The organism is Pseudomonas sp. W15Feb34 (genome assembly GCF_023127765.1).
Lineage (GTDB): Bacteria > Pseudomonadota > Gammaproteobacteria > Pseudomonadales > Pseudomonadaceae > Aquipseudomonas > Aquipseudomonas synxantha_A.
This window is the reverse complement of sequence record NZ_SPKN01000009.1, coordinates 182,874-203,142: the sequence shown is the minus strand read 5'-3', so window position 1 is coordinate 203,142 and position 20,269 is coordinate 182,874. Positions and strand designations below refer to the sequence as shown.

Here is a 20,269-nt window from a genome sequence, read left to right as displayed (position 1 = left end):
TATGACAAGGGAATTGCCCGGGCCTCCGCCCTCAGGCCTTGTAGTATAGGGGGTCTACGGATGTGGCAAGTTGTCACGGCGAAAAATGTGCATAAATCGCAGGCAATAAAAAACGCCCAGCTCCGTGAGGAGGCTGGGCGTTTTCTGGAACGTAAAGCGAATTAACGCTTCGAGTACTGCGGACGCTTACGCGCTTTACGCAGACCGACTTTCTTACGTTCAACTTCACGAGCATCGCGAGTAACGAAGCCAGCTTTGCGCAGAGCGCCACGCAGGGTTTCGTCGTACTGCATCAGAGCGCGAGTGATACCGTGGCGGATTGCGCCAGCTTGACCACTTACACCGCCACCGATAACGGTGACGTAGATGTCGAACTTTTCAACGGTCTCGGTCAATTCCAGCGGCTGACGAACTACCATGCGGGCAGTTTCGCGACCGAAGAAGTTGTCCAGGGAGCGGTTGTTGATCGAGATGTTACCAGTGCCCGGACGCAGGAAAACGCGTGCGGTTGCGGTTTTGCGACGGCCAGTGCCGTAATTTTGAGTCGCCGACATAATGAACTATTCCGTTAAAACTTCAGTTCTTGGGGCTGCTGAGCAGCATGAGGGTGTACAGCGCCCGCATAGACTTTCAGCTTGCGAAACATATCGCGACCCAGTGGGCCCTTCGGCAGCATGCCTTTGACCGCGATTTCGATCGGGGCTTCAGGCTTCTTGGAGATCAGGCCTTCAAAGTTGGAAGACTTGATACCGCCTGGGAAACCGGAGTGACGGTAGTACATTTTGTCTTGCGCTTTGTTGCCGGTAACACGTACCTGCTCAGCGTTGATGATCACGATGTAGTCACCGGTATCAACGTGCGGGGTGTATTCAGGCTTGTGCTTGCCACGCAGACGGCTGGCGACTTCAGTGGCCAGACGACCCAGGGTCTGACCAGCGGCGTCGACGACAAACCAGTCGCGCTGAACTGTTTCCGGTTTTGCAGTAAAAGTTGTCATTCTTTAATAGCCTCAGGGGCCGCCCTGTAAATTAGACGGCGGATCTTACTGAATAGTGCGTACTTTGACAAGTCAAAGGCAGCCGGATACAGACGCTATCGGGGGCTCGGGTCGGCGCGTCCGTTCAACGGCAAGATTCTTCGGCAGGCGGCGCATCACTTCCACTGCAGAAAGAGGTGGGCAATTATGCAGATTGCGAAAAAAAATTCAACCTGCTTTTATGATTGTTTTCCCCCGAAGGAGTACCCGATGGATTACCGACAGCTGGGCCGCACCGATCTGAACGTCAGCGCCATCGCGTTGGGCACCATGACCTGGGGCGAGCAGAACAGCGAGGCAGAGGCTTTCGCGCAGATCGAACGGGCCAAGGGCGCGGGGATCAACTTCCTCGATACCGCAGAAATGTACCCGGTACCGCCCAAGGCCGACACCTATGCCACCACCGAACGCTACATTGGCAACTATTTCAAAAGCCGTGGCGACCGCGCCGACTGGATCCTCGCCAGCAAGATCGCCGGCCCCGGCAACACCATCGACTACATCCGCGATGGCTACCTGCGTCACAACCGCAAGCACATCACCCAGGCGCTCGACGCCAGCCTCAAGCGCCTGCAGACCGACTGGATCGACCTCTACCAACTGCACTGGCCGGAACGCAGCACTAATTTCTTCGGCCAACTGAGCTACAAGCACAAGGACGAAGACGACCTCACCCCGCTGGAAGAAACCCTCGAAGCCCTGGATGAACAGGTCAAGGCCGGCAAGATCCGCCACATCGGCCTGTCCAACGAAACCCCATGGGGCACCATGAAGTTCCTCGCCCTGGCCGAAGCCCGTGGCTGGCCGCGCGCGGTGTCGATCCAGAACCCGTACAACCTGCTCAACCGCAGCTTTGAAGTGGGCCTGGCGGAAATCGCCATCCGTGAGCAGTGCGGCTTGCTGGCCTACTCACCGCTGGCGTTCGGCATGCTCAGCGGCAAGTACGAAGGCGGCGCACGGCCGGCCAAGGCACGCCTGACCGAGTACAGCCGGTTCAGCCGTTACTTCAACCCGCAGTCGGAGGCGGCGTGCAGCCGCTATGTGGCATTGGCGCGGGAACATGGCCTGGACCCGGCGCAGATGGCCCTGGCGTTTGTGACACAGCAGCCGTTTGTGACCAGCAATATCATTGGGGCTACGTCGCTGGAACAGTTGGATAGCAACATTGCCAGTGCCGAGTTGAAACTGTCGAAAGAGGTGTTGGAAGGGATTGAGGCGATTCAAAAGGATCATCCAAACCCCGCGCCTTGATTGACCTTCAGACCGCCATCGCAGGCAAGCCAGCTCCCACATGTTGATCTGTGAATACCGTCAAATGTGGGAGCTGGCTTGCCTGCGATGAGGCCATCAAGAGCACCAGACAATCAAAGTGCCCGCGCAATAATCTCCTTCATGATCTCATTGGTTCCCGCATAAATGCGCTGCACCCGCGCATCCGCCCAGGCCCGGGCAATCGGGTATTCCCACATGAAGCCGTAGCCGCCGTGCAACTGCACGCACTCATCGAGCACCTTGCATTGCAGGTCCGTGGCCCAGTACTTGGCCATCGCCGCTGTCGGCACGTCCAGCTTGCCCTCTAGGTGCAACGCCATGCATTTGTCGACAAACACACGGCCGATCTGAATCTCGGTGGCCATCTCGGCCAGCTTGAATCGGGTGTTCTGGAAGTCGGCAATCGCCTTGCCGAACGCCTTGCGCTCGCGGGTGTAATCCAGGGTCCATTGCAATGCCGCTTCGACTGAAGACAGTGCGCCTATCGCTACGGTCAAACGCTCTTGAGGCAGTTCCTGCATCAGGTATGCGAAGCCCATACCGGCCTGGCCCAGCAGGTTTTCCTTGGGCACCCGCACGTCCTGGAAAAACAACTCCGAGGTGTCCTGGGCCTTCATGCCGACTTTCTCCAGGCGCTTGCCCTTGTCGAAACCGGGCGTGCCAGCCTCCACCAGAAACAGGCTGGTGCCCTTGGCGCCGGCCTTGGGATCGGTCTTGGCGACTACGATCACCAGATCGGCCAGGTAACCGTTGGTGATAAAGGTCTTGGAGCCGTTGATGACGTACTCATCGCCGTCCAGCACTGCCGTGGTCTTGACCCCTTGCAGGTCGGAACCGGCGCCCGGCTCGGTCATGGCAATTGCCGTGACCATCTCCCCGCAGATCAACTTGGGCAGGTATTTGTGCTTAAGCGCTTCACTGCCGTAATGCAGGATGTAGGGCGCGACGATATCCGAGTGCAGAGAAAAGCCGATGCCGGTCAACCCCAGGCGGCTGACTTCTTCGATCACCACCGCGCTGTAGAGGAAATCTGCGCCCAGGCCGCCATATTCCTCCGGCAGGTGGGAACACAACATGCCCGCCTCCCCCGCCTGGTTCCACAGGCTCCGGTCGATATAGCCCTGCTTTTCCCATTGCCCATGAAAGGGCGCGGCGTGTTTTTCGAGGAAGGTGCGCACGCTCTCGCGGAAGAGTTCGTGCTCCGAGCTGAACAAGGTTCTGGGGATCATGGGTCACCTGCGTGGATTGTCGGACAAGGACGAGCCCACAGAGCCTATGCCCCGATGGCGTCACGGGACACTGGACACATGCGACAAAAAATAAGACGATCCAGCCGTCTGGTGACCACTTTCCCCTATAAGAATAAATGAAATTATGTCTAACCAAATCTCCACGCCCCTGCGGCGCGTCAGCATTTTGGCCATTGATCGGGTATTCGCTTCCACCCTCATGCAAGCCAAGGATTTCTTCCATCTGGCCAGCCTGCGTTACGGTAAACAGCAGGGCCTGGGCTTGACCCCAGGGTTCGATACGCGCCTGGTCAGCCCCGACGGGCAATCCGTGCGCAGCTTCAGCGATGTGATCATGCCGGTGGACGGCGGCCTGGAGGATGCCGATATCATCGTGCTGCCGGCCTTCTGGGACGACTTCGACGCCCTGTGCACCCGCTACCCGCAAGTGTTGCCGTGGCTGCGCGAACAACATGCCCGCGGCGCCGTGCTGTGCGGTGAAGCCACCGGGGTGTTCTGGCTGGCCGAAGCCGGGCTGCTCGATGGCAAGGAGGCGACCACCTACTGGCGGTTCTTCAATGCTTTCAGCGAGCGCTTCCCCAAGGTGCAGCTCAACCAGGACAAGCACCTGACCGATGCCGATAACCTGTATTGCGCCGGCGGCACCACCTCGGCCTGTGACCTCTACATCTACCTGATCGAACGCTTCTGCGGCGCCAACATCGCCCAGGCCGTGGCCCGCGACATCCTCTATGAGGTGCAGCGCAGCTATTCGCCGGGGCGTATCGGTTTTGGCGGCCAGAAGCTGCACCAGGACGTGATCATCCTGCAGATCCAGCACTGGCTCGAAGAACACTTCGCCGACAAGTTCCGCTTCGAAGACGTCGCCCGGGAACACGGTATGAGCATCCGCAACTTCATGCGGCGCTTCCAGACCGCCACCGGTGACAAGCCGCTGCATTACCTGCAACGGTTGCGCATCGAGACGGCAAAGGGCCTGCTCTCAGGCAGCCGCAAGAGCATCAAGACCATCAGTTATGAGGTGGGTTACGACGATGCGAGTTTCTTTGCGCGGTTGTTCAGGCAGCACACGGAGTTGTCGCCGAACCAGTATCGCCAGCAATTTCAGCAAGCCGCCTAACTGAAGGAACACAGAAAACAAAGTGGGAGGGGCGGTGCGACGATTCGACTTGCTCCCGATTGCGCTGGGTCAGTCACATCTACAGTGACTGACACTCCGAAATCGGGAGCAAGCCCCCTCCCACATTGGATCTCCATTGAGCTGGAGATTGATTAAGGCTTGTGTCCGCGCGACAGGAACTCGTGGGACTGCATTTCAAGCAGGCGACTCAAGGTGCGCTGGAATTCGAAGTTCAAGCGGCCGCCGGTGTACAGGTCCTTGAGCTCGACTTCCGCCGAGATGATCAACTTGACGTTACGGTCGTAGAATTCGTCGACCATGTTGATAAACCGCCGCGCAATATCGTCGGTGGTCACGCCCATCTGCTCGACGCCGCTCAAGATCACCGCGTGGAAGATCTTGCCCAGCTCAATGTAGTCGTTCTGGCTGCGCGGGCCGTCGCACAGCTGGCGGAACTCGAACCAGGCCACGTCATCGCAGGTGCGCAACGCGATGATTTCGCGGTTCTCGATCATCAGCTTGTCGTTTTCCACCGCCTGGGTGCATTCCGGCGTCAGGGCGCGGAAGCTTTTTTTCAGGCTGTCGTGCGCCGCTTGGTTCAGCGGGAAGTGGAACAGCTCGGCTTGCTCCAGGTGGCGCAGGCGGTAATCGACGCCGCTGTCGACGTTGACGATATCGGTGTTCTGCTTGATCAGCGCAATGGCCGGCAGGAAGCGCGCACGCTGCAGGCCGTCCTTATACAGGCCGTCAGGCACAATGTTCGACGTGGCCACCAGGGTCACACCGTTCTTGAACAGCTCTTCCATCAGCGTGCCAAGGATCATGGCGTCGGTGATGTCGGAGACGAAGAACTCATCGAAGCAGATCACCCGCGCTTCTTGGGAGAAGCGCTTGGCGATGATGGTCAGCGGGTTTTTCTCGCCCGGCAGGGTTTTCATCTCTTCGTGCACGCGCTTCATGAAGCGGTGGAAGTGAGTACGGACCTTTTCCTTGAATGGCAGCGCTTCAAAGAAGGTGTCTACCAGATAAGTCTTGCCCCGGCCGACGCCACCCCAGAAGTACAGGCCCTTGACCGGCGTGTGATCTTTCTTGCCAAACAGCTTGCTGAACATCCCTGGTTTGCTTTGCGAGGCCGCGACCAGATCGTCGTACAGGCGCTGCAAATGACGCACAGCATTTTCCTGGGCTGCGTCATGGAAGAATTCAGGGCGTTTCAGATCAGCTTGATATCGTTCTAGGGGCGTCATAATTTCGTTAGCAAGGCAACAAAAACGGGCCGACACTGTAACGACGGCCCTGGAGAATGGCAATCAACCCTTGGTCGGGTTAATCCTCGATTGGGGTCAACGCAGCGCGCAAGGCTTCGATGGCCGCGTCACGCGATGCTTGATCGGCGTACTCGGCACTGTCAGCCACGGCGGCGCCGTCCAGCCATACGCTGAAGCTCAGAGCCTGCGCACGCACGTCCAGCGCATCACCACTTTGCAATTGTTTGGTCACAGCGCCAGCCGCTTTGCCATCGGCAAAGTTGCGCGACAGCAACAGTTGCTCACCATCAGCGGCCAGCAGGCGGAAGCGGAAGCTGCCATCGTCTTCACGAAAACTCACAAAACGCGCAGCCTTCGCCGCTTTTTTCTTGGTGGCAGCCGGCGCCGCAGCCTGGTTGACGAACGAACGCAGGCCCACCGCCTCACGCAACTCGGCGAGGAATGGCGCGGCCACGGCACGGGCTTTCTTGGCGCCGACCAGCAGCAGGTCTTCCATATCGGAGGGGCGCGACATCAGTTGGTGGTAACGCTCGCGCGCTTCACCGAGTTGGCCATCGAGCAGTTGGAACAGACGATTCTTCGCCTCGCCCCAGCCCAGGCCTTGCAGCAGCTCGCCACGGAATTCTTCTTCCTGCGCCTTGGTCGCGAACGCCTGGTACAGGGTGAACAGGTGCGAATTGTCCGGGTCCTTGGCTTCGCCCGGCGCACGCGAGTCGGTCACGATCCGCGAGATCGCGTCTTTCATGTCCTTGGCGCTGGTGAACAACGGGATGGTGTTGTCGTAGCTCTTGGACATCTTGCGGCCATCCAGGCCCGGCAAGGTGGCGACGCTTTCTTCGATCAGCGCCTCGGGCATGGTGAAGAATTCTTTACCGTTGCCGAACAAGTGGTTGAAACGCTGGCCGATGTCGCGGGCCATTTCCACGTGCTGGATCTGGTCGCGGCCGACCGGCACTTTGTGTGCGTTGAACATCAGGATGTCCGCCGCCATCAGCACCGGGTAGCTGTACAGGCCCATGCTGATGCCCGCATCCGGGTCTTCGCCGTTTTCCACGTTCTTGTCCACCGACGCCTTGTACGCATGGGCGCGGTTGAGCAGGCCCTTGGCGGCAACACAGGTCAGCAGCCAGGTCAGCTCGGGAATCTGCGGGATGTCCGACTGGCGATAGAAGGTCACACGGTTCACATCCAGGCCACCGGCCAGCCAGGTCGCGGCGATTTCCATGCGCGAGCGCTGGATGCGCTGCGGGTCGTCGCACTTGATCAGCGCGTGGTAGTCGGCCAGGAAGTAGAAGGAGTCGGCATTCGCGTCTTCGCTGGCGAGGATCGCCGGGCGAATCGCACCGGCGTAGTTGCCCAGGTGCGGCGTGCCGGTGGTGGTAATGCCGGTGAGGATTCGGGTACGGGTCGTCATGGGTGATCGCTTGTCATCAATTCGAAAGGCGTGGCAGCACCAGATCCTTGAGATCGGTCAGCTTGCCATGAAAAAAGTGTCCGCATTCTGCCACTTTCAGCAACTCATGGGGGCGTTTCAGGGCGGCGGACCAGTCGTAGACCAATTGCGGGTCGACCACTTCATCGCTTTCCGGTTGGATCAGGGTCAACGGGCAGCCTTGGGGCAACACATCTGCATCGCCAAGGCGCATCACGGCGGCAGCCACCATAAACAGGTGCGCAAGCTTTTCACCCTTGGCTTCCAGACGGCCGCCGAGACTGGCCGCGACATAGCCTCCGAAGGAAAAACCCAACAAGGTGATCGGCAGTTCGGGATGTTTTGCCCGCAGCCAGGTGACGGCCGCTTCGGCATCGTCGACCTCACCACTGGCCATATCGTGTGTACCGGCGCTGGCACCGACGCCACGATAATTGAAACGCAAAGTAATCAAACCGGCATCGCGGGCAGTGCGTTGCAGGGTCGACACCACTTTATTGAGCATGGTCCCACCCTGCACCGGGTTAGGGTGGCAGATCAGCGCCAGGCCACGTGGTTCGGGGTGATCCAGGTACAAGGCTTCCAATTGGCCCACCGGGCCATCGATCAAAACGGGGGTTTCACGCATGAGCAAGGATGAACTCCGTGACCTCTCAAGGGGTCGACTCGTCTAGCTAAAAGTCTGTGCATGGCATCATTGCGAGCTTAATCGCGGTATACAGCGCAGGTTTGAGCCGTTAACGTAAAGCAAAGCCGTTTATAGAGGAAGGACTCGTGGAACACTCGCTCTTAGTTTGGTTGTTGCCGACTCTTGCCCTGGTTGCCGGTGTCGCCATTGGATTCCTGGTTGCCCGCCTGCTGCCGAATGCCGCGCCTAACCGCACGCAGCGTCAGCTGGATGACATTCAGGAACGTTTTGACAGTTATCAGAACGAGGTTGTTACCCACTTCAACAGCACCGCGACCCTGGTCAAGAAGCTCACCCAGAGCTACCAGGAAGTACAGGATCACCTCGCCGAAGGCGCTAATCGCCTGGCCCTCGACGACATCACCCGCCAGCGCCTGCTGGCTGCGCTGCATTCCGATGCACCGCAACCCCCACGGGAACGCCTGCCCCCGCCTCGGGAAAACCAGGAGCCACCACGGGACTACGCGCCAAAGACGCCGAACGCCCCAGGAATGCTGGATGAGCATTACGGCTTGAAGAAGTAAGTCATCTTCGAGCATTAAAAAAGCCCGGCTGATCAATGATCAGCCGGGCTTTTTTTGTCTCATTCTCCAAGACAAAGCAGAACCTAATGTGGGAGGGGGCTTGCTCCCGATAGCAGTCTGTCAGCCCCAAAGTAGGTGGCTGACACACCGCTATCGGGAGCAAGCCCCCTCCCACACTCACCGAGGATGAGCTCAAGTGAGTTGTTGCTCCTGCAACCGCCCACCCTCGATGCGCACATGCCGCCCATGGAAACGCTTGAGGCTGCTGCGGTGGCCGACGCTGACGATGCTCAATCCCGGCAATTCATCGATCAACGCCTGGTACAACGTTGCCTCATCCTCTTCATCCATCGCCGAAGTGGCTTCATCCATATACAGCCACTGCGGTGCGAACAACAACGCACGGGCAAAGGCCAGGCGCTGTTGCTCACCCGGCGAAAGCATGCGTTGCCAGTGGTTGGCTTCATCCAGACGATTGAGCAGGTGCGGCAGGCGGCAGGTTTGCAGGACCTGTGCATAACGTTCTGCCGGATAGACGCTGTCGTCTTGTGGATAACTCAGCACCGCCTTGAGCGTACCAATCGGCAGGTAAGGCTTCTGCGGCAGAAACAGGTAGCGCGTCGCCGGCAACCGAATGCTGCCATGACCTGCGGGCCAAAGATGGCCCATCGCCCGCAACAAGGTGCTCTTGCCGCTACCGGAACGCCCGCTGAGCATCACGCGCTGGCCAGGCTCCACGGTCATGTCGGCGTCGGTGAGCAGGTGACGGCCGTCGGCCAGGTCCATGCCCAGATCCGTGATCACCAGGCGCTCGCCGTCAGGGCGCACATCGATGGCCGGGGCTCGCTGCTCGTTGTCGCTCATGGCTTGCTGGAAACTCAGCAGGCGATCACTGGTGGCGCGCCATGTCGCCAGTTCCGAGTAGGCGTTGATAAACCAGCTGAAGTTTTCCTGCACGTTGCCAAACGCCGAGTTGATTTGCATCAGCTCGCCCAGCTCGATTTTGCCGGTGAAGTAGCGCGGCGCGGCCACGATAAACGGGAAGATGATCGCAATCTGGCTGTAGCCGGCGGTGAAAAAGGTCAGGCGCTTGGACACTTTCATGATGTCCCAGAAGTTGTGCCAGACCTTGCCGAAGCGCGTACTCAGGCGTTGTCTTTCATTGGGCTCGCCGTTGTACAGGGCAATGCTCTCGGCATTCTCACGCACCCGCACCATGGAAAAACGCAGGTCTGCCTCGAAGCGTTGCTGTTGGTTGCTCAGGCCGATCAAGCGTCGGCCGATCAGGTGCGTCAGCCAACTGCCCACGGTGGCGTACAGCAGCGCGCACCAGAACATATAGCCGGGGATGGTGATGCCAAACACTTCGATGCTGCCCGATACGCCCCACAGGATGATCGAGAACGACACCAGGCTGACCACATTACGCAGCAACCCAAGGCCGAGGCTCAAGGTGCCGGAGGTGAAGTTGTTGAGGTCTTCGGAAATCCGCTGGTCTGGGTTGTCGGTATAACCACCCTGTTCCAGCTGGTAGTAATTCTTGTGGGCCAGCCACCGGGTGAAGTGTTTTTCGGTGAGCCAGGCGCGCCAGCGGATCGTCAGCATCTGGGTCAGATAGAGACGGTAGACCGCGCCGAGAATCGCCACCGCCGCAATGCCGCCGAAATAACCTATCAGTTGCCAGAAGGCGGCGGTGTCCTTCTTCTCCAGGGCGTTGTAGAAATCCTTGTACCAGTGATTGATCCACACGGAAATCGCCACGCTGAACAGCGACAGGCCAATCACTGCAGCCAGCAACAGCCAGGCCCTGCCCTTCTCTTCGCTACGCCAATACGGTGTGATCATGGCCCAGGTTCGGCGGAAGAATTGCCCCCGCACCGCGTCGTTGATCGCGGAGTACTCAGCGTTCTGGTTCATTGTTCAGGCTCGGCAGGAAAAACATCACAGGCGTTTGAACCGATCATAGGTGATCGGTTCGCGCATCCGTGCAGCCTGAAGCAGGTTGTTCAGTGTTCGTTCAGCGTCGTACCGGGCGCTTCTGCAACTTGCGCTGCAAGGTACGGCGGTGCATGCCTAAAGCACGGGCAGTGGCGGAGATATTGCCTTCGTGCTCGGTCAGCACGCGCTGGATATGCTCCCATTGCAGGCGGTCCACCGACATCGGGTTTTCCGGTACCAGGGTGTCGAGGTCGGCGTGCTCGGAAAGCAGAGCGGCCAGCACGTCGTCGGCGTCCGCCGGCTTGCACAGGTAGTTGCAGGCGCCGCGCTTGATCGCCTCGACAGCGGTGGCGATGCTGGAGTAACCGGTGAGGATCACCACGCGCATTTCGGGGTCGAGCTCCAGCAGCTTGGGCAGCAGCACCAAGCCGGAGTCGCCGTCCATTTTCAGGTCGAGGGCGGCGTAGTCGGGCAGGTCGGCCTGGGCGATGGTCAGGCCTTCTTCGGCAGACCCTGCGGTGCTGACGCGAAAACCGCGACGGCTCATGGCGCGCGCCATCACGCGGGTAAAGGTGGCATCGTCATCTACCAGCAACAGGTGCGGCAGTTCTTCGCCTTCGACTTGGATCTCGTCACTCATCGATATCTCCTCGTGCGACACGGGGCAGGCGCAGCTCGGTGAGCGTGCCACCTTCCTCATGACTATAGAGCTTCACTGAGCCGCCCGCGCGGGTCACGCTGGCCTTGCTCAAAAACAGGCCCAGGCCGAAGCCTTTGCCCTTGGTGGTAAAGAAGGGTTTGCCGATCTGCTCGGCAATGGCCAGCGGCACGCCCGCGCCGTGGTCACGAATGCTGATGGTGATGTTTTCGGCGTCCCAGTCCAACTGTACACCGAGCCCTTCAGGGCAGGCGTCAGCGGCGTTGTTCAGCAAGTTGAGCAGCGCCTGGGTCAGGTCTGGCGGTGGCGCCAGGCGCGGCACGCTGCCTTGGCCCAACAGGTTGAAGCGGTAACTGGCCTCGGGGCGCATCAGGTGCCAACGGTTCAGGGCTTCATCGAGCCATTGGGTCACATCCTGCATTTCAACCGCGAGGCGGCGATTGGCTTCGGCGGCACGCACCAGTTGCTGCAGCGTCAGCTTGCATTGCTTGACCTGTTCCTGCAGCACGCTCAAGTCGTCTTGCAGCGCGGGGTCGTGATGGTCCTGGGTCATTTCCTTGAGCAGCACGCTCATGGTCGCCAACGGCGTGCCCAATTCATGGGCGGCACCGGCAGCCTGGGTGGCAACGGCCAGCAGTTGCTGGTCACGCAGGCCCTCTTCACGGCGAATGGCGCGCAGCTCTTCCTGGCGACGCAGCTCTTCGGCCATACGTGCGGCGAAAAAGGTAATGACGGCGGCAGACAGGGCAAAACTCAACCACATCCCGTAGATTTGCAGGTTTTCCCGGGCGATAGGGAAGGTCTGCAACGGGTAGAACTGAGCCAGCAACAGGGTGTACAGCGTCAGCGCGATCCCCGAAAGCACCACCGAGTAGCGCCATGGCAACGTCACCGCAGCGATGGTCAGTGGCACCAGGTAATACGAAACGAACGGGTTGGTGGACCCACCGGAGAAGTACAGCAACACGCTGTGGATAAACAGGTCGCAAGCCAGTTGCAGGGCATATTCCAACTCGGTCACCGGCCAGGTGGTGCGCAGCCGTATGGCGGTAAATGCACACAACACGGTGGAAAAACCCAGGGTCACAGCCAGTTGCAGCCAGGGCAGCGGCAGCAGGTCGAACCAATAGGCAAGCCCGACGGAACCGGCCTGTGCGGCCAATACCAGGGTGCGAATGAACGTCAGGCGCCAGAGGTTCTGGCGAGTGGCGGAAGTCAGTTTTACGGCGGCGAGCATGAGCTCTCCCGATGAGCGCTGCAGGCGGATCGGCACGAGTATAAACGAAGCGGACCTGCTGGCACGGCGCGTGTGGCTCTTTGACGCAGGCCGGCTAAATGACCGTTCGTCGGCGCCCGCATAACTTGTTGGTAATGTGTAAACCCGAAGAACCCTATGCCAGCGTCTACAGTCATACCGAGCACGACTACCTCAAGGAGCTTCCATGTCTCGTTTCATTCGCAGTGCAGCCATCATCACTCTCAGCGCCAGCGCCATTGCCAGCCTGCCGGCCATGGCCGCCGATGCACTGAACTACAACCAGATCTCCCTGCGCGCCGAAGTCAGCCAGGAAGTAGCCCGCGACAAGATGATCGTCACCCTCTATACCGAGTCGCAAAACGCCGACCCGGCCAAGCTTGCCGCTGAAATCACCACCACCATGAACACAGCCTTAGGCCAGGCCCGCGAAGTCAAAGGCGTGACCCTGCGCCAGGGCAGCCGTAACAGCTACCCGATCTACGACAACAAGAACCAGAAGATCACCGGCTGGCGTGAGCGCGCCGAACTGCGCCTGGAAAGCGCGGACTTCCCGGCGCTGTCCAAGCTCACCGGCGAGCTGTTGAACACGCTGAAAATGGAAAACATGGACTTCGCCATCGCCGATGCCACGCGCAAGGCCAGCGAAGATGCGTTGCTCAAGGACGCGGTTACTGCGTTCAAGGCCCGTGCGCAACTGGCTACCGATGCACTGGGCGGCAAGGGTTACAAGATCGTCAATCTGAACTTCAACACCAATGGTTACCCGATGCCTTATGCCCGTGGCGGCATGATGATGAAGGCGGCCATGGCAGATTCTGCACCGACGCCTGACGTTGAAGCGGGCACCAGCCAAGTGAGCATGAGCGCCGATGGAGTGATCGAAGTTTTACCGTAAGTCTTCGCGAGACCAACACGGCGTAACCTTCACCGGTTACGCTGTGGTGTTGCCGCCCACGGAACACTCAGACCGCTACCACACACCAAGTAACTTGATACTACAGCCTTACTCTAATCTATCTAAACCTCGCCCTCACGACACCACTCGTCAAACATTACGAATGCAGGCCTGGAACTTACGACACTCAACTTCCCACCCAGGGTTGCCATGCACATCATCTTGAATCAGAACATCGAACAGGTTATTTGCCACACACGGACGTACTGACAACAGAACATCACACATATCGATTTCTTTGTTTCTCGATGAACGGCAGTTATTTATCCAATAATTAATGTGAGTCGATAATGAATATAACACCGTCTCTCGCTCCCACACCCGTCGTTCCCTCTTTCCCTCCCACACACGATCGCCAGCGTCGAGCGCTTGATGATTTGCCCGCAACGCAAACCCGGCAGCAGGCAGAAGAAACCTCTTCAAAACATCCAAAAAAGTTGCTCGACCAACCCCCGTTCCCCTTGCCTACACCCGCCCATGAGCTCGATGCTTCCAAAAGCATCATCTATGGGTCAGTCAACGTTATTCCGCCAAACGCGGGTTATACACAGCAAGAGCGAATGCATCGTATCGATGCCTATGCCGGTCGAGTCGTCGCGCACATTCAACACATCGAAAATGGCAGCGACGCAGAACGCAATATCAAGTTCCAGCAAACTCGCCTGTTTCTTGAACCCGCAGGTTACTTCAGCGGCGGGTTGCTAGCAGCCGGCTACGATCCCCATGAAAAAATCTCGGTGACCTTCCACTCCTATGTAGGAATGGGCAAGCCCCAGGAGGAAACCAACAAGGAGGTACGCACCTATTTTGCATGGGAGATTGCAGCCGGCGCTCTTGCGCACGACAAGGTGTCAAGGGGCGGCCCGTTGAACTTCCAGGGCATGCACATCAACCCGCAAGATAAAAACAAGCTTCACGAACTGGAATCCTTGGGTAGCCAACTCCAAGGCCATTGGGAAAATGAAATAGCGGCGCCCATGCGCGACGCCTCGGGGCAACTGGCGAAGCGATCGGGCAAAGCGGATGCCTATGTGTTGCGAGGAATATTACAAAGTCTGCATGACGACAATTCCAGTAACAAACACCTAACCCCCGCTGCGCGGGCCGCCATTGTCCGCACACTTGAAGAAGACGGAAACGCGGTAATCCCCAACATATATGGCTATCCCTTAGAGGGTTATGCATTTATTCCTTATATCAATTATCACGGTGATTATGACCACCGCCCGAATAAGGGACTGATGATTGACTTAAAGAATGGCTCCGCCCGTGAAATACACGGTGATGACGACTTTGCCAGTTGGGCTAAAAACAATCAGGCTCAATTGGTTAGCCGCTTCAACGCTCGTGACAGGCAAGGCGGTCATGATGCTCACTGGGTAGGGGCCGGGTATGTACTCAATGCATTGATTCAGGATAACCGTTCTACGTTTCCAGGAAGAAAAGGCCCGTTCACAGATCAGGCCGTACCGGTCCGGGAGACATTCAATTACACACAATCGCGAGACAGCGATTACTACTTGAAATTTGGCGACCTTAAAAACGGTATTGCCCCCCACTACCAGGCGATAAATGCCAAGAATGCACGCTGGACCGATCAAACCGAGGTCTTTGGCGCCTCCCAACAAAGTTGGAAAGCAGCCAAAGAGTTTTGGGGTAACACGTTTGGTTACTTACCGATCGTAGGCAATGTGGGCAACATTGTCTTCGGCGTACACGATGGCCTCTACGGCAAGACGGCTGATGATCGTGTCGCAGGTAACGCCGCGGCGGTAATTTCCAGCCTGCAACTGGCGCACGAGATTGCCCCCATTGGAGTGGAAGCCGGACTTGGGGAGGCGGTTTTGACACCTGGCGCTCCCAGCGCAAAACCCTACAGCTGGCGATTCAGTCAGGACACTAGCGATCTTGAACTCGTGCGCACGCCAAACGCGTTGAGCGAGAGTGATATCAACCCGGTTGCAAATCACTCGACGCCCCAGGTGAACCCGTTGCGGCCCAGTCACGCGGGGATGATCAGCGAACATGCCATCCCTGACGGCGAGCAGTTGATTGAAAAGGCCACGCACAACCAGAAGGGCATCTATCAGCTCAAGAACACCGCCACCGGCGAAGATCGCTGGTTTATCCGCTACACCGATGGGACAGGCGTCCCTGGCGTATATGAAATAAAAAGCAACTTCAAACCTAGCAATGACTACGTGCAGATTATTGATCGCTCCGGAAAGATTGTATTGACCGTGCATTCAGCCGGTGACGGAAACTGGGTTCGCAATGCAGCCAATGGGGGGGTGAGGTGGCCGTGGCAGCGCTCACCATCGCCAACACCTAGTGAAAATCTGACCCCCCATTTTTCGGACCTGTTCGCCGATGTCGATCAACAGGCCGTGGCGCGAGCCGACAGATTCGACCAATTCATGAAAGTGGATGAGACCAGACCTTACGCCGTATCGACCCGCGGCTATGAAGAAAACGGCGTTGTTAAAAGAAAGCTGAATATTGGCTGGGAGGCCCCCAAGGAGAAGTTCGAAGTATTGCCCTCGGAGCGAGCGGCTCCTACGCCTCTGAGCGAGACCAATTATTCAGAGAACTTTCTTCCCGACCTGAATCGTAACAACTACACGGTCATCAAAAGCTCAAAAGGCGGCGATATCGAGGTGCCGTTGGACGCCCGTGCAGACACACCCGAAGCGACAAGACTGAGCCGTCTAAAGCAATTCGAGAAAGAGATTCCCGATGCACAACTGCGATCCCGTATCTCCGAGGTTGCCCATCAAGGATCAGTATTTCCCGCCAATTGGGAGTTGCTCCAAAGCTTGAAAGAAGGCTACGGCGTCACAGCAAGCAATACTTCTTACTTTATTGATTACGACCCGATAAACAGTGAAGCCCGAGTCAAAGTCGTCACCACGTGGTTTGTAAGCGATGTCAGCGATCACGTTCCAAAAGTGATTCCGGATTTAGAAGCAACCACCGTCAGAACCTTCACCATTCGCGAGAACAATGATGTGTCCGGCGACCTTTACACGATTGACGATTACGCTCCAACTCAACTGGAAGTCTCGATCCCCGATGATCTCCCTCAGTAATCAAGGCCCCCCCTTTGATGCAGATGTCCCTACCTGAGTAACCAGAACGGCGGTAACCTCGGTGACCGCCGTTTTCGTTTAGGCAGCTTTGGTCTGCCTGCCATTTCAGGGGTCTCCATGGAAAGAATCGCCGTCAAGCCACTGCTCCTCGCCGCAAGCCTACTGGCTTTTATGCCGATGGCCCAGGCCGCAACCACCCTGGTCTACTGCTCCGAAGCCAGCCCCGCCGGGTTCGATCCCAGCCAGTACACCAGCGGCACCGATTTTGACGCGTCCGCCGAAACCGTGTTCAACCGTCTGACTCAGTTCAAGCGCGGTGGCACCGAGGTAGAACCGGGTCTGGCCACGAACTGGGATGTATCCAAGGACGGCCTGACGTATACCTTCCACCTGCGCGATGGCGTCAAGTTCCACACCACCGACTTCTTCACCCCGACCCGTGATTTCAACGCCGATGATGTGTTGTTCACCTTCAATCGCTTGCTCGATCCCGACAGCCCGTTTCGCAAGGCCTACCCCTCCGAATCGCCCTACTTCACTGACATGGGCTTGAACGCCACGATCAAGAGCGTCGACAAACTCGACGAACACACCGTGCGTTTCAACCTGAACAATGTCGATGCTTCATTCGTACAGAACCTGGCGATGAGTTTCGCCTCGGTGCAATCGGCCGAATACGCCGCCCAGCTTTTGAAAGAGGGCAAGGCCGAGCAGATCAATCAGAAGCCCATCGGCACCGGGCCGTTTGTGTTCAAGCGTTACCAGAAAGATGCGCAGATCCGGTATGTGGCCAACACACAATACTGGAAGCCCGAGGACGTAAAGCTCGATAACCTGGTATTTGCGATCACCCCGGACGCCGCTGCGCGCCTGCAAAAACTAAAGGCCGGTGAATGCCAGGTCAGCGGTTACCCACGTCCTGCCGACATCGACGTGATGAAGCAAGATCCCAATCTGCGCGTGCTGCAACAAGCGGGTTTCAATCTGGGCTTCCTGGCCTACAACGTAACGCACCCGCCGCTGGACCAACTCAAGGTGCGCCAGGCGCTGGACATGGCGATCGACAAACCAGCAATCATCAAGGCCGTTTACCAGAGCGCCGGACAATTGGCGCAGAACGCATTGCCGCCGGCGCAGTGGTCTTATGACCCAGGCATCAAGGATGCCCCCTACGATCCGACCAAAGCCCGGTTGCTACTAAAAGAAGCAGGGGTTGCACCAGGTACCACCATCAATCTGTGGGCGATGACCGTGCAACGCGCCTCCAACCCCAATGCGCGGATGTCCGCACAAATGATCCAACAGGATTGGGCCAAGGTCGGCATCAAAGCCAACATCGTCAGCTATGAGTGGGGCGAGTACATCAAACGCGCTAAAAATGGCGAACACGACGCAATGATTTACGGCTGGACCGGCGACAACGGCGACCCGGACAACTGGCTCGGCGTGCTCTACAGTTGTGCCGCAGTCAAGGGCAGCAACTATGCCAAATGGTGTAACCCGGCCTACGACAAGCTGGTGCAGCAAGCCAAGGTCAGCAATGATCGCGAGCAGCGCATCAAGTGGTATCAACAGGCGCAGAAAATCCTTAAGGAACAGGTACCTATAACGCCTATTGCGAACTCGACGGTTTTCCAGCCCCTGCGCAAGGAAGTGCGCGACTTCAAGATCAGCCCGTTTGGACTGACGCCCTTCTACGGCGTGAGTCTAGATAAGTAACATCAACGCCCCAACCGAGTGCGCTAGACGCCTCGGCTGGGCTTTTTTGGTGCGCACATTGCACCGAAAAAAACCATCAAATCGACGCATTTATGGCAAAACTTTCATAATTGCGACATTCCTGTACGTTCGTACCACTGTTTACCGCTCGTAACCGTTCAGCATCTTGCATTGGGTATGGCGCCTGCATAAGTATCCGCAGGCCGACTCACGAGGTCGCCCTCACCACCAAAAATGACAACAAATCATGAGGCCAACATGCTTAAACACGCAGTCCTTCCGTTATTAGTGAGCGCCGGCCTGATGGCCGCAGCCCCCGTAGCCCTGGCGGCAACTAACCTGGTGTTCTGCTCCGAAGGGAGCCCGGCCGGTTTCGACCCAGGCCAGTACACCACCGGAACAGACTTCGATGCCTCGGCCGAAACCATGTTCAACCGTCTGAGCCAGTTCGAACGTGGCGGCACCGCCGTCGTTCCTGGCCTGGCCACCAGCTGGGACGTGTCGCCGGACGGCCTGACGTATACCTTCCACCTGCGCGAAGGCGTCAAGTTCCACACCACCCCGTACTTCAAGCCTACTCGTGAATTCTCGGCTGACGACGTACTGTTCACCTTCAACCGGATGATCAACAAAGACGATCCGTTCCGTAAGGCCTACCCCACCGAGTTCCCGTACTTCACGGACATGGGGATGGACACCAACATCAAGAACATCGAGAAAGTCGATGATCACACCGTCAAGTTCACCCTTGGCACCGTGGACGCGGCTTTCATCCAGAACCTGGCCATGAGCTTCGCTTCGATCCAGTCCGCTGAATATGCCGCGCAATTGTTGAAGGAAGGCAAACCCGCCGACATCAATCAGAAGCCGGTCGGCACTGGCCCGTTCGTGTTCAAGAGCTACCAGAAAGATTCGAACATTCGTTACACCGGCAACAAGGACTACTGGAAACCTGAAGACGTGAAGATCGACAACCTGATCTTCGCCATCACCACCGACCCGTCGGTGCGTATCCAGAAGCTCAAGAAAAACGAATGCCAGATCACTCTGTTCCCACGTCCGGCCGACCTAAAGGCGCTGGGCGAAGACAAAGACCTGAAGCTGCCGCACCAGGCCGGTTTCAACCTGGGCTATGTGGCCTACAACGTGATGGACAAGGTCAAGGGCAGCGACCAGCCTAACCCGCTGGCTGACCTGCGCGTACGCCAGGCGCTGGACATGGCGGTGAACAAGCAGCAGATCATTGACTCCGTGTACCAGGGCGCCGGCCAACTGGCCGTCAACGCCATGCCGCCGACCCAATGGTCCTACGACACCAGCATCAAGGACGCTAAGTACGACCCAGAGAAAGCCAAGGCGCTGCTCAAGGAAGCCGGCGTCAAGGAAGGTACCGAAATCGTCCTGTGGGCCATGCCGGTTCAGCGTCCGTACAACCCGAACGCCAAGCTGATGGCTGAGATGCTGCAGAACGACTGGTCCAAGATCGGCCTGAAGGTCAAGATCACCAGCTACGAATGGGGCGAGTACATCAAGCGTTCCAAAGGCGGCGAGAACCAGGCCATGATCATTGGCTGGAGCGGCGACAATGGTGACCCGGACAACTGGCTGAACGTGCTGTTCGGCTGCGACTCGCTGTCGGGCAACAACTTCTCCAAGTGGTGCGACAAGAAATTCGACGGCATCGTGAAAGAAGCCAAGGCCACATCGGATGTCGCCAAACGCACCGAGCTGTACAAGCAGGCGCAACATATCCTCAAAGATGCAGTCCCGATGACACCTATCGCGCACTCGACGGTGTATCAACCCATGCGTAATACCGTACAGGACTTCAAGATCAGCCCATTTGGCTTGAACTCCTTCTACGGCGTTAGCGTAAGCGGCAAGTAAGGATCAATAACGGCGACGTTTCACAACGTCGCCGTTATTCCATCCGCCAGGGCCATAGGAAACAGACCACATTTGTAAGCGTTGCCGTCCTACAGCAACGAACTGCGCCTTGTGTCTCCGTTACCTACAAGTCCAGTCAGAATTGGCGCATTTACTGCAAGGTCCGCGTCCCATA

At 57.8% G+C, this 20,269-nt stretch carries 16 protein-coding genes; 7 read left to right on the top strand and 9 right to left on the bottom strand.

The genetic code is table 11. The features are described 5' to 3' along the window. Positions 1–161: 161 nt before the first annotated feature. Both rpsI and rplM read right to left on the bottom strand, forming a co-directional pair. Positions 162–554 carry a 30S ribosomal protein S9 gene (gene rpsI, locus E4O97_RS04915; protein WP_002555064.1) on the bottom strand — a complete coding sequence of 131 codons (393 nt, stop codon included), beginning with the start codon at positions 552–554 and terminating at the stop codon, positions 162–164. A gap of 14 nt (positions 555–568) precedes the next feature. After that, a complete protein-coding gene (gene rplM / locus E4O97_RS04910; protein ID WP_003171742.1) occupies positions 569–997 on the bottom strand; it encodes a 50S ribosomal protein L13 in 429 nt (142 codons plus the stop codon). Between the two features lie 249 nt (positions 998–1,246). Between rplM and E4O97_RS04905 the strand changes: the two genes are divergently transcribed. Continuing rightward, the gene (locus E4O97_RS04905) at positions 1,247–2,287 is read left to right on the top strand and encodes an NADP(H)-dependent aldo-keto reductase (protein WP_032877805.1); all 1,041 of its coding nucleotides are present in this window, start codon (positions 1,247–1,249) and stop codon (positions 2,285–2,287) included. A 113-nt stretch (positions 2,288–2,400) separates the two neighbouring features. On the opposite strand, the gene E4O97_RS04900 is transcribed toward E4O97_RS04905, so the two are convergent. Next, entirely contained in the window at positions 2,401–3,537 is a 1,137-nt protein-coding gene (locus tag E4O97_RS04900; protein ID WP_248160912.1) for an acyl-CoA dehydrogenase family protein, read from the bottom strand. 244 nt (positions 3,538–3,781) lie between these two features. On the opposite strand from E4O97_RS04900, the gene E4O97_RS04895 reads away from it, so the two are divergent. Next, positions 3,782–4,678 carry a GlxA family transcriptional regulator gene (locus E4O97_RS04895; RefSeq protein ID WP_177327423.1) on the top strand — a complete coding sequence of 299 codons (897 nt, stop codon included), beginning with the start codon at positions 3,782–3,784 and terminating at the stop codon, positions 4,676–4,678. A gap of 152 nt (positions 4,679–4,830) precedes the next feature. Here the strand turns inward: E4O97_RS04895 and zapE are convergent, their stop codons facing one another. From zapE to E4O97_RS04880, 3 genes are all read right to left on the bottom strand, one after another. Then, on the bottom strand, positions 4,831–5,925 hold the full coding sequence (gene zapE / locus E4O97_RS04890) for a cell division protein ZapE (RefSeq protein ID WP_005784768.1): 1,095 nt from the start codon (positions 5,923–5,925) through the stop codon (positions 4,831–4,833). 79 nt (positions 5,926–6,004) lie between these two features. After that, positions 6,005–7,360, bottom strand: a complete 1,356-nt coding sequence (locus E4O97_RS04885; protein WP_248160911.1) for a tryptophan--tRNA ligase — start codon at positions 7,358–7,360, stop codon at positions 6,005–6,007. Between the two features lie 16 nt (positions 7,361–7,376). Continuing rightward, entirely contained in the window at positions 7,377–8,006 is a 630-nt protein-coding gene (locus E4O97_RS04880; protein ID WP_005784765.1) for an alpha/beta fold hydrolase, read from the bottom strand. 146 nt (positions 8,007–8,152) lie between these two features. Between E4O97_RS04880 and E4O97_RS04875 the strand changes: the two genes are divergently transcribed. After that, positions 8,153–8,590: a DUF1043 family protein gene (locus E4O97_RS04875; RefSeq protein ID WP_248160910.1), complete on the top strand. Its 438-nt coding sequence runs from the start codon at positions 8,153–8,155 to the stop codon at positions 8,588–8,590. Between the two features lie 192 nt (positions 8,591–8,782). Here the strand turns inward: E4O97_RS04875 and E4O97_RS04870 are convergent, their stop codons facing one another. From E4O97_RS04870 to E4O97_RS04860, 3 genes are all read right to left on the bottom strand, one after another. Then, the gene (locus tag E4O97_RS04870) at positions 8,783–10,507 is read right to left on the bottom strand and encodes an ABC transporter ATP-binding protein/permease (protein WP_032877808.1); all 1,725 of its coding nucleotides are present in this window, start codon (positions 10,505–10,507) and stop codon (positions 8,783–8,785) included. Between the two features lie 100 nt (positions 10,508–10,607). Beyond that, the gene (locus E4O97_RS04865; RefSeq protein WP_003171731.1) at positions 10,608–11,168 is read right to left on the bottom strand and encodes a response regulator transcription factor; all 561 of its coding nucleotides are present in this window, start codon (positions 11,166–11,168) and stop codon (positions 10,608–10,610) included. Then, on the bottom strand, positions 11,161–12,423 hold the full coding sequence (locus tag E4O97_RS04860) for an ATP-binding protein (RefSeq protein ID WP_032877809.1): 1,263 nt from the start codon (positions 12,421–12,423) through the stop codon (positions 11,161–11,163). Before E4O97_RS04860 ends, E4O97_RS04865 begins: the two co-directional genes overlap by 8 nt. A gap of 205 nt (positions 12,424–12,628) precedes the next feature. On the opposite strand from E4O97_RS04860, the gene E4O97_RS04855 reads away from it, so the two are divergent. The 4 genes from E4O97_RS04855 to E4O97_RS04840 all read left to right on the top strand — a co-directional run bounded on the left by E4O97_RS04855 (position 12,629) and on the right by E4O97_RS04840 (position 20,094). Then, positions 12,629–13,339 carry an SIMPL domain-containing protein gene (locus E4O97_RS04855; RefSeq protein WP_032877810.1) on the top strand — a complete coding sequence of 237 codons (711 nt, stop codon included), beginning with the start codon at positions 12,629–12,631 and terminating at the stop codon, positions 13,337–13,339. A gap of 350 nt (positions 13,340–13,689) precedes the next feature. Next, positions 13,690–16,488 (top strand): hypothetical protein, encoded by a 2,799-nt coding sequence (locus E4O97_RS04850; protein WP_248160909.1) that lies wholly within the window; start codon positions 13,690–13,692, stop codon positions 16,486–16,488. Between the two features lie 117 nt (positions 16,489–16,605). Then, the gene (locus E4O97_RS04845) at positions 16,606–18,207 is read left to right on the top strand and encodes an ABC transporter substrate-binding protein (protein WP_078820284.1); all 1,602 of its coding nucleotides are present in this window, start codon (positions 16,606–16,608) and stop codon (positions 18,205–18,207) included. 258 nt (positions 18,208–18,465) lie between these two features. After that, on the top strand, positions 18,466–20,094 hold the full coding sequence (locus tag E4O97_RS04840; RefSeq protein WP_005784750.1) for an ABC transporter substrate-binding protein: 1,629 nt from the start codon (positions 18,466–18,468) through the stop codon (positions 20,092–20,094). The last annotated feature ends 175 nt before the right edge of the window (positions 20,095–20,269 follow it).

What these genes read in the sequence shown, in the direction of transcription:
- rpsI (WP_002555064.1), bottom strand. Translation starts at nt 554, where the DNA reads ATGTCGGCGACTCAAAATTACGGCACTGGCCGTCGCAAAACCGCAACC.
- rplM (WP_003171742.1), bottom strand. Translation starts at nt 997, where the DNA reads ATGACAACTTTTACTGCAAAACCGGAAACAGTTCAGCGCGACTGGTTT.
- E4O97_RS04905 (WP_032877805.1), top strand. Translation starts at nt 1,247, where the DNA reads ATGGATTACCGACAGCTGGGCCGCACCGATCTGAACGTCAGCGCCATC.
- E4O97_RS04900 (WP_248160912.1), bottom strand. Translation starts at nt 3,537, where the DNA reads ATGATCCCCAGAACCTTGTTCAGCTCGGAGCACGAACTCTTCCGCGAG.
- zapE (WP_005784768.1), bottom strand. Translation starts at nt 5,925, where the DNA reads ATGACGCCCCTAGAACGATATCAAGCTGATCTGAAACGCCCTGAATTC.
- E4O97_RS04885 (WP_248160911.1), bottom strand. Translation starts at nt 7,360, where the DNA reads ATGACGACCCGTACCCGAATCCTCACCGGCATTACCACCACCGGCACG.
- E4O97_RS04880 (WP_005784765.1), bottom strand. Translation starts at nt 8,006, where the DNA reads ATGCGTGAAACCCCCGTTTTGATCGATGGCCCGGTGGGCCAATTGGAA.
- E4O97_RS04870 (WP_032877808.1), bottom strand. Translation starts at nt 10,507, where the DNA reads ATGAACCAGAACGCTGAGTACTCCGCGATCAACGACGCGGTGCGGGGG.
- E4O97_RS04865 (WP_003171731.1), bottom strand. Translation starts at nt 11,168, where the DNA reads ATGAGTGACGAGATCCAAGTCGAAGGCGAAGAACTGCCGCACCTGTTG.
- E4O97_RS04860 (WP_032877809.1), bottom strand. Translation starts at nt 12,423, where the DNA reads ATGCTCGCCGCCGTAAAACTGACTTCCGCCACTCGCCAGAACCTCTGG.
- E4O97_RS04855 (WP_032877810.1), top strand. Translation starts at nt 12,629, where the DNA reads ATGTCTCGTTTCATTCGCAGTGCAGCCATCATCACTCTCAGCGCCAGC.
- E4O97_RS04850 (WP_248160909.1), top strand. Translation starts at nt 13,690, where the DNA reads ATGAATATAACACCGTCTCTCGCTCCCACACCCGTCGTTCCCTCTTTC.
- E4O97_RS04845 (WP_078820284.1), top strand. Translation starts at nt 16,606, where the DNA reads ATGGAAAGAATCGCCGTCAAGCCACTGCTCCTCGCCGCAAGCCTACTG.
- E4O97_RS04840 (WP_005784750.1), top strand. Translation starts at nt 18,466, where the DNA reads ATGCTTAAACACGCAGTCCTTCCGTTATTAGTGAGCGCCGGCCTGATG.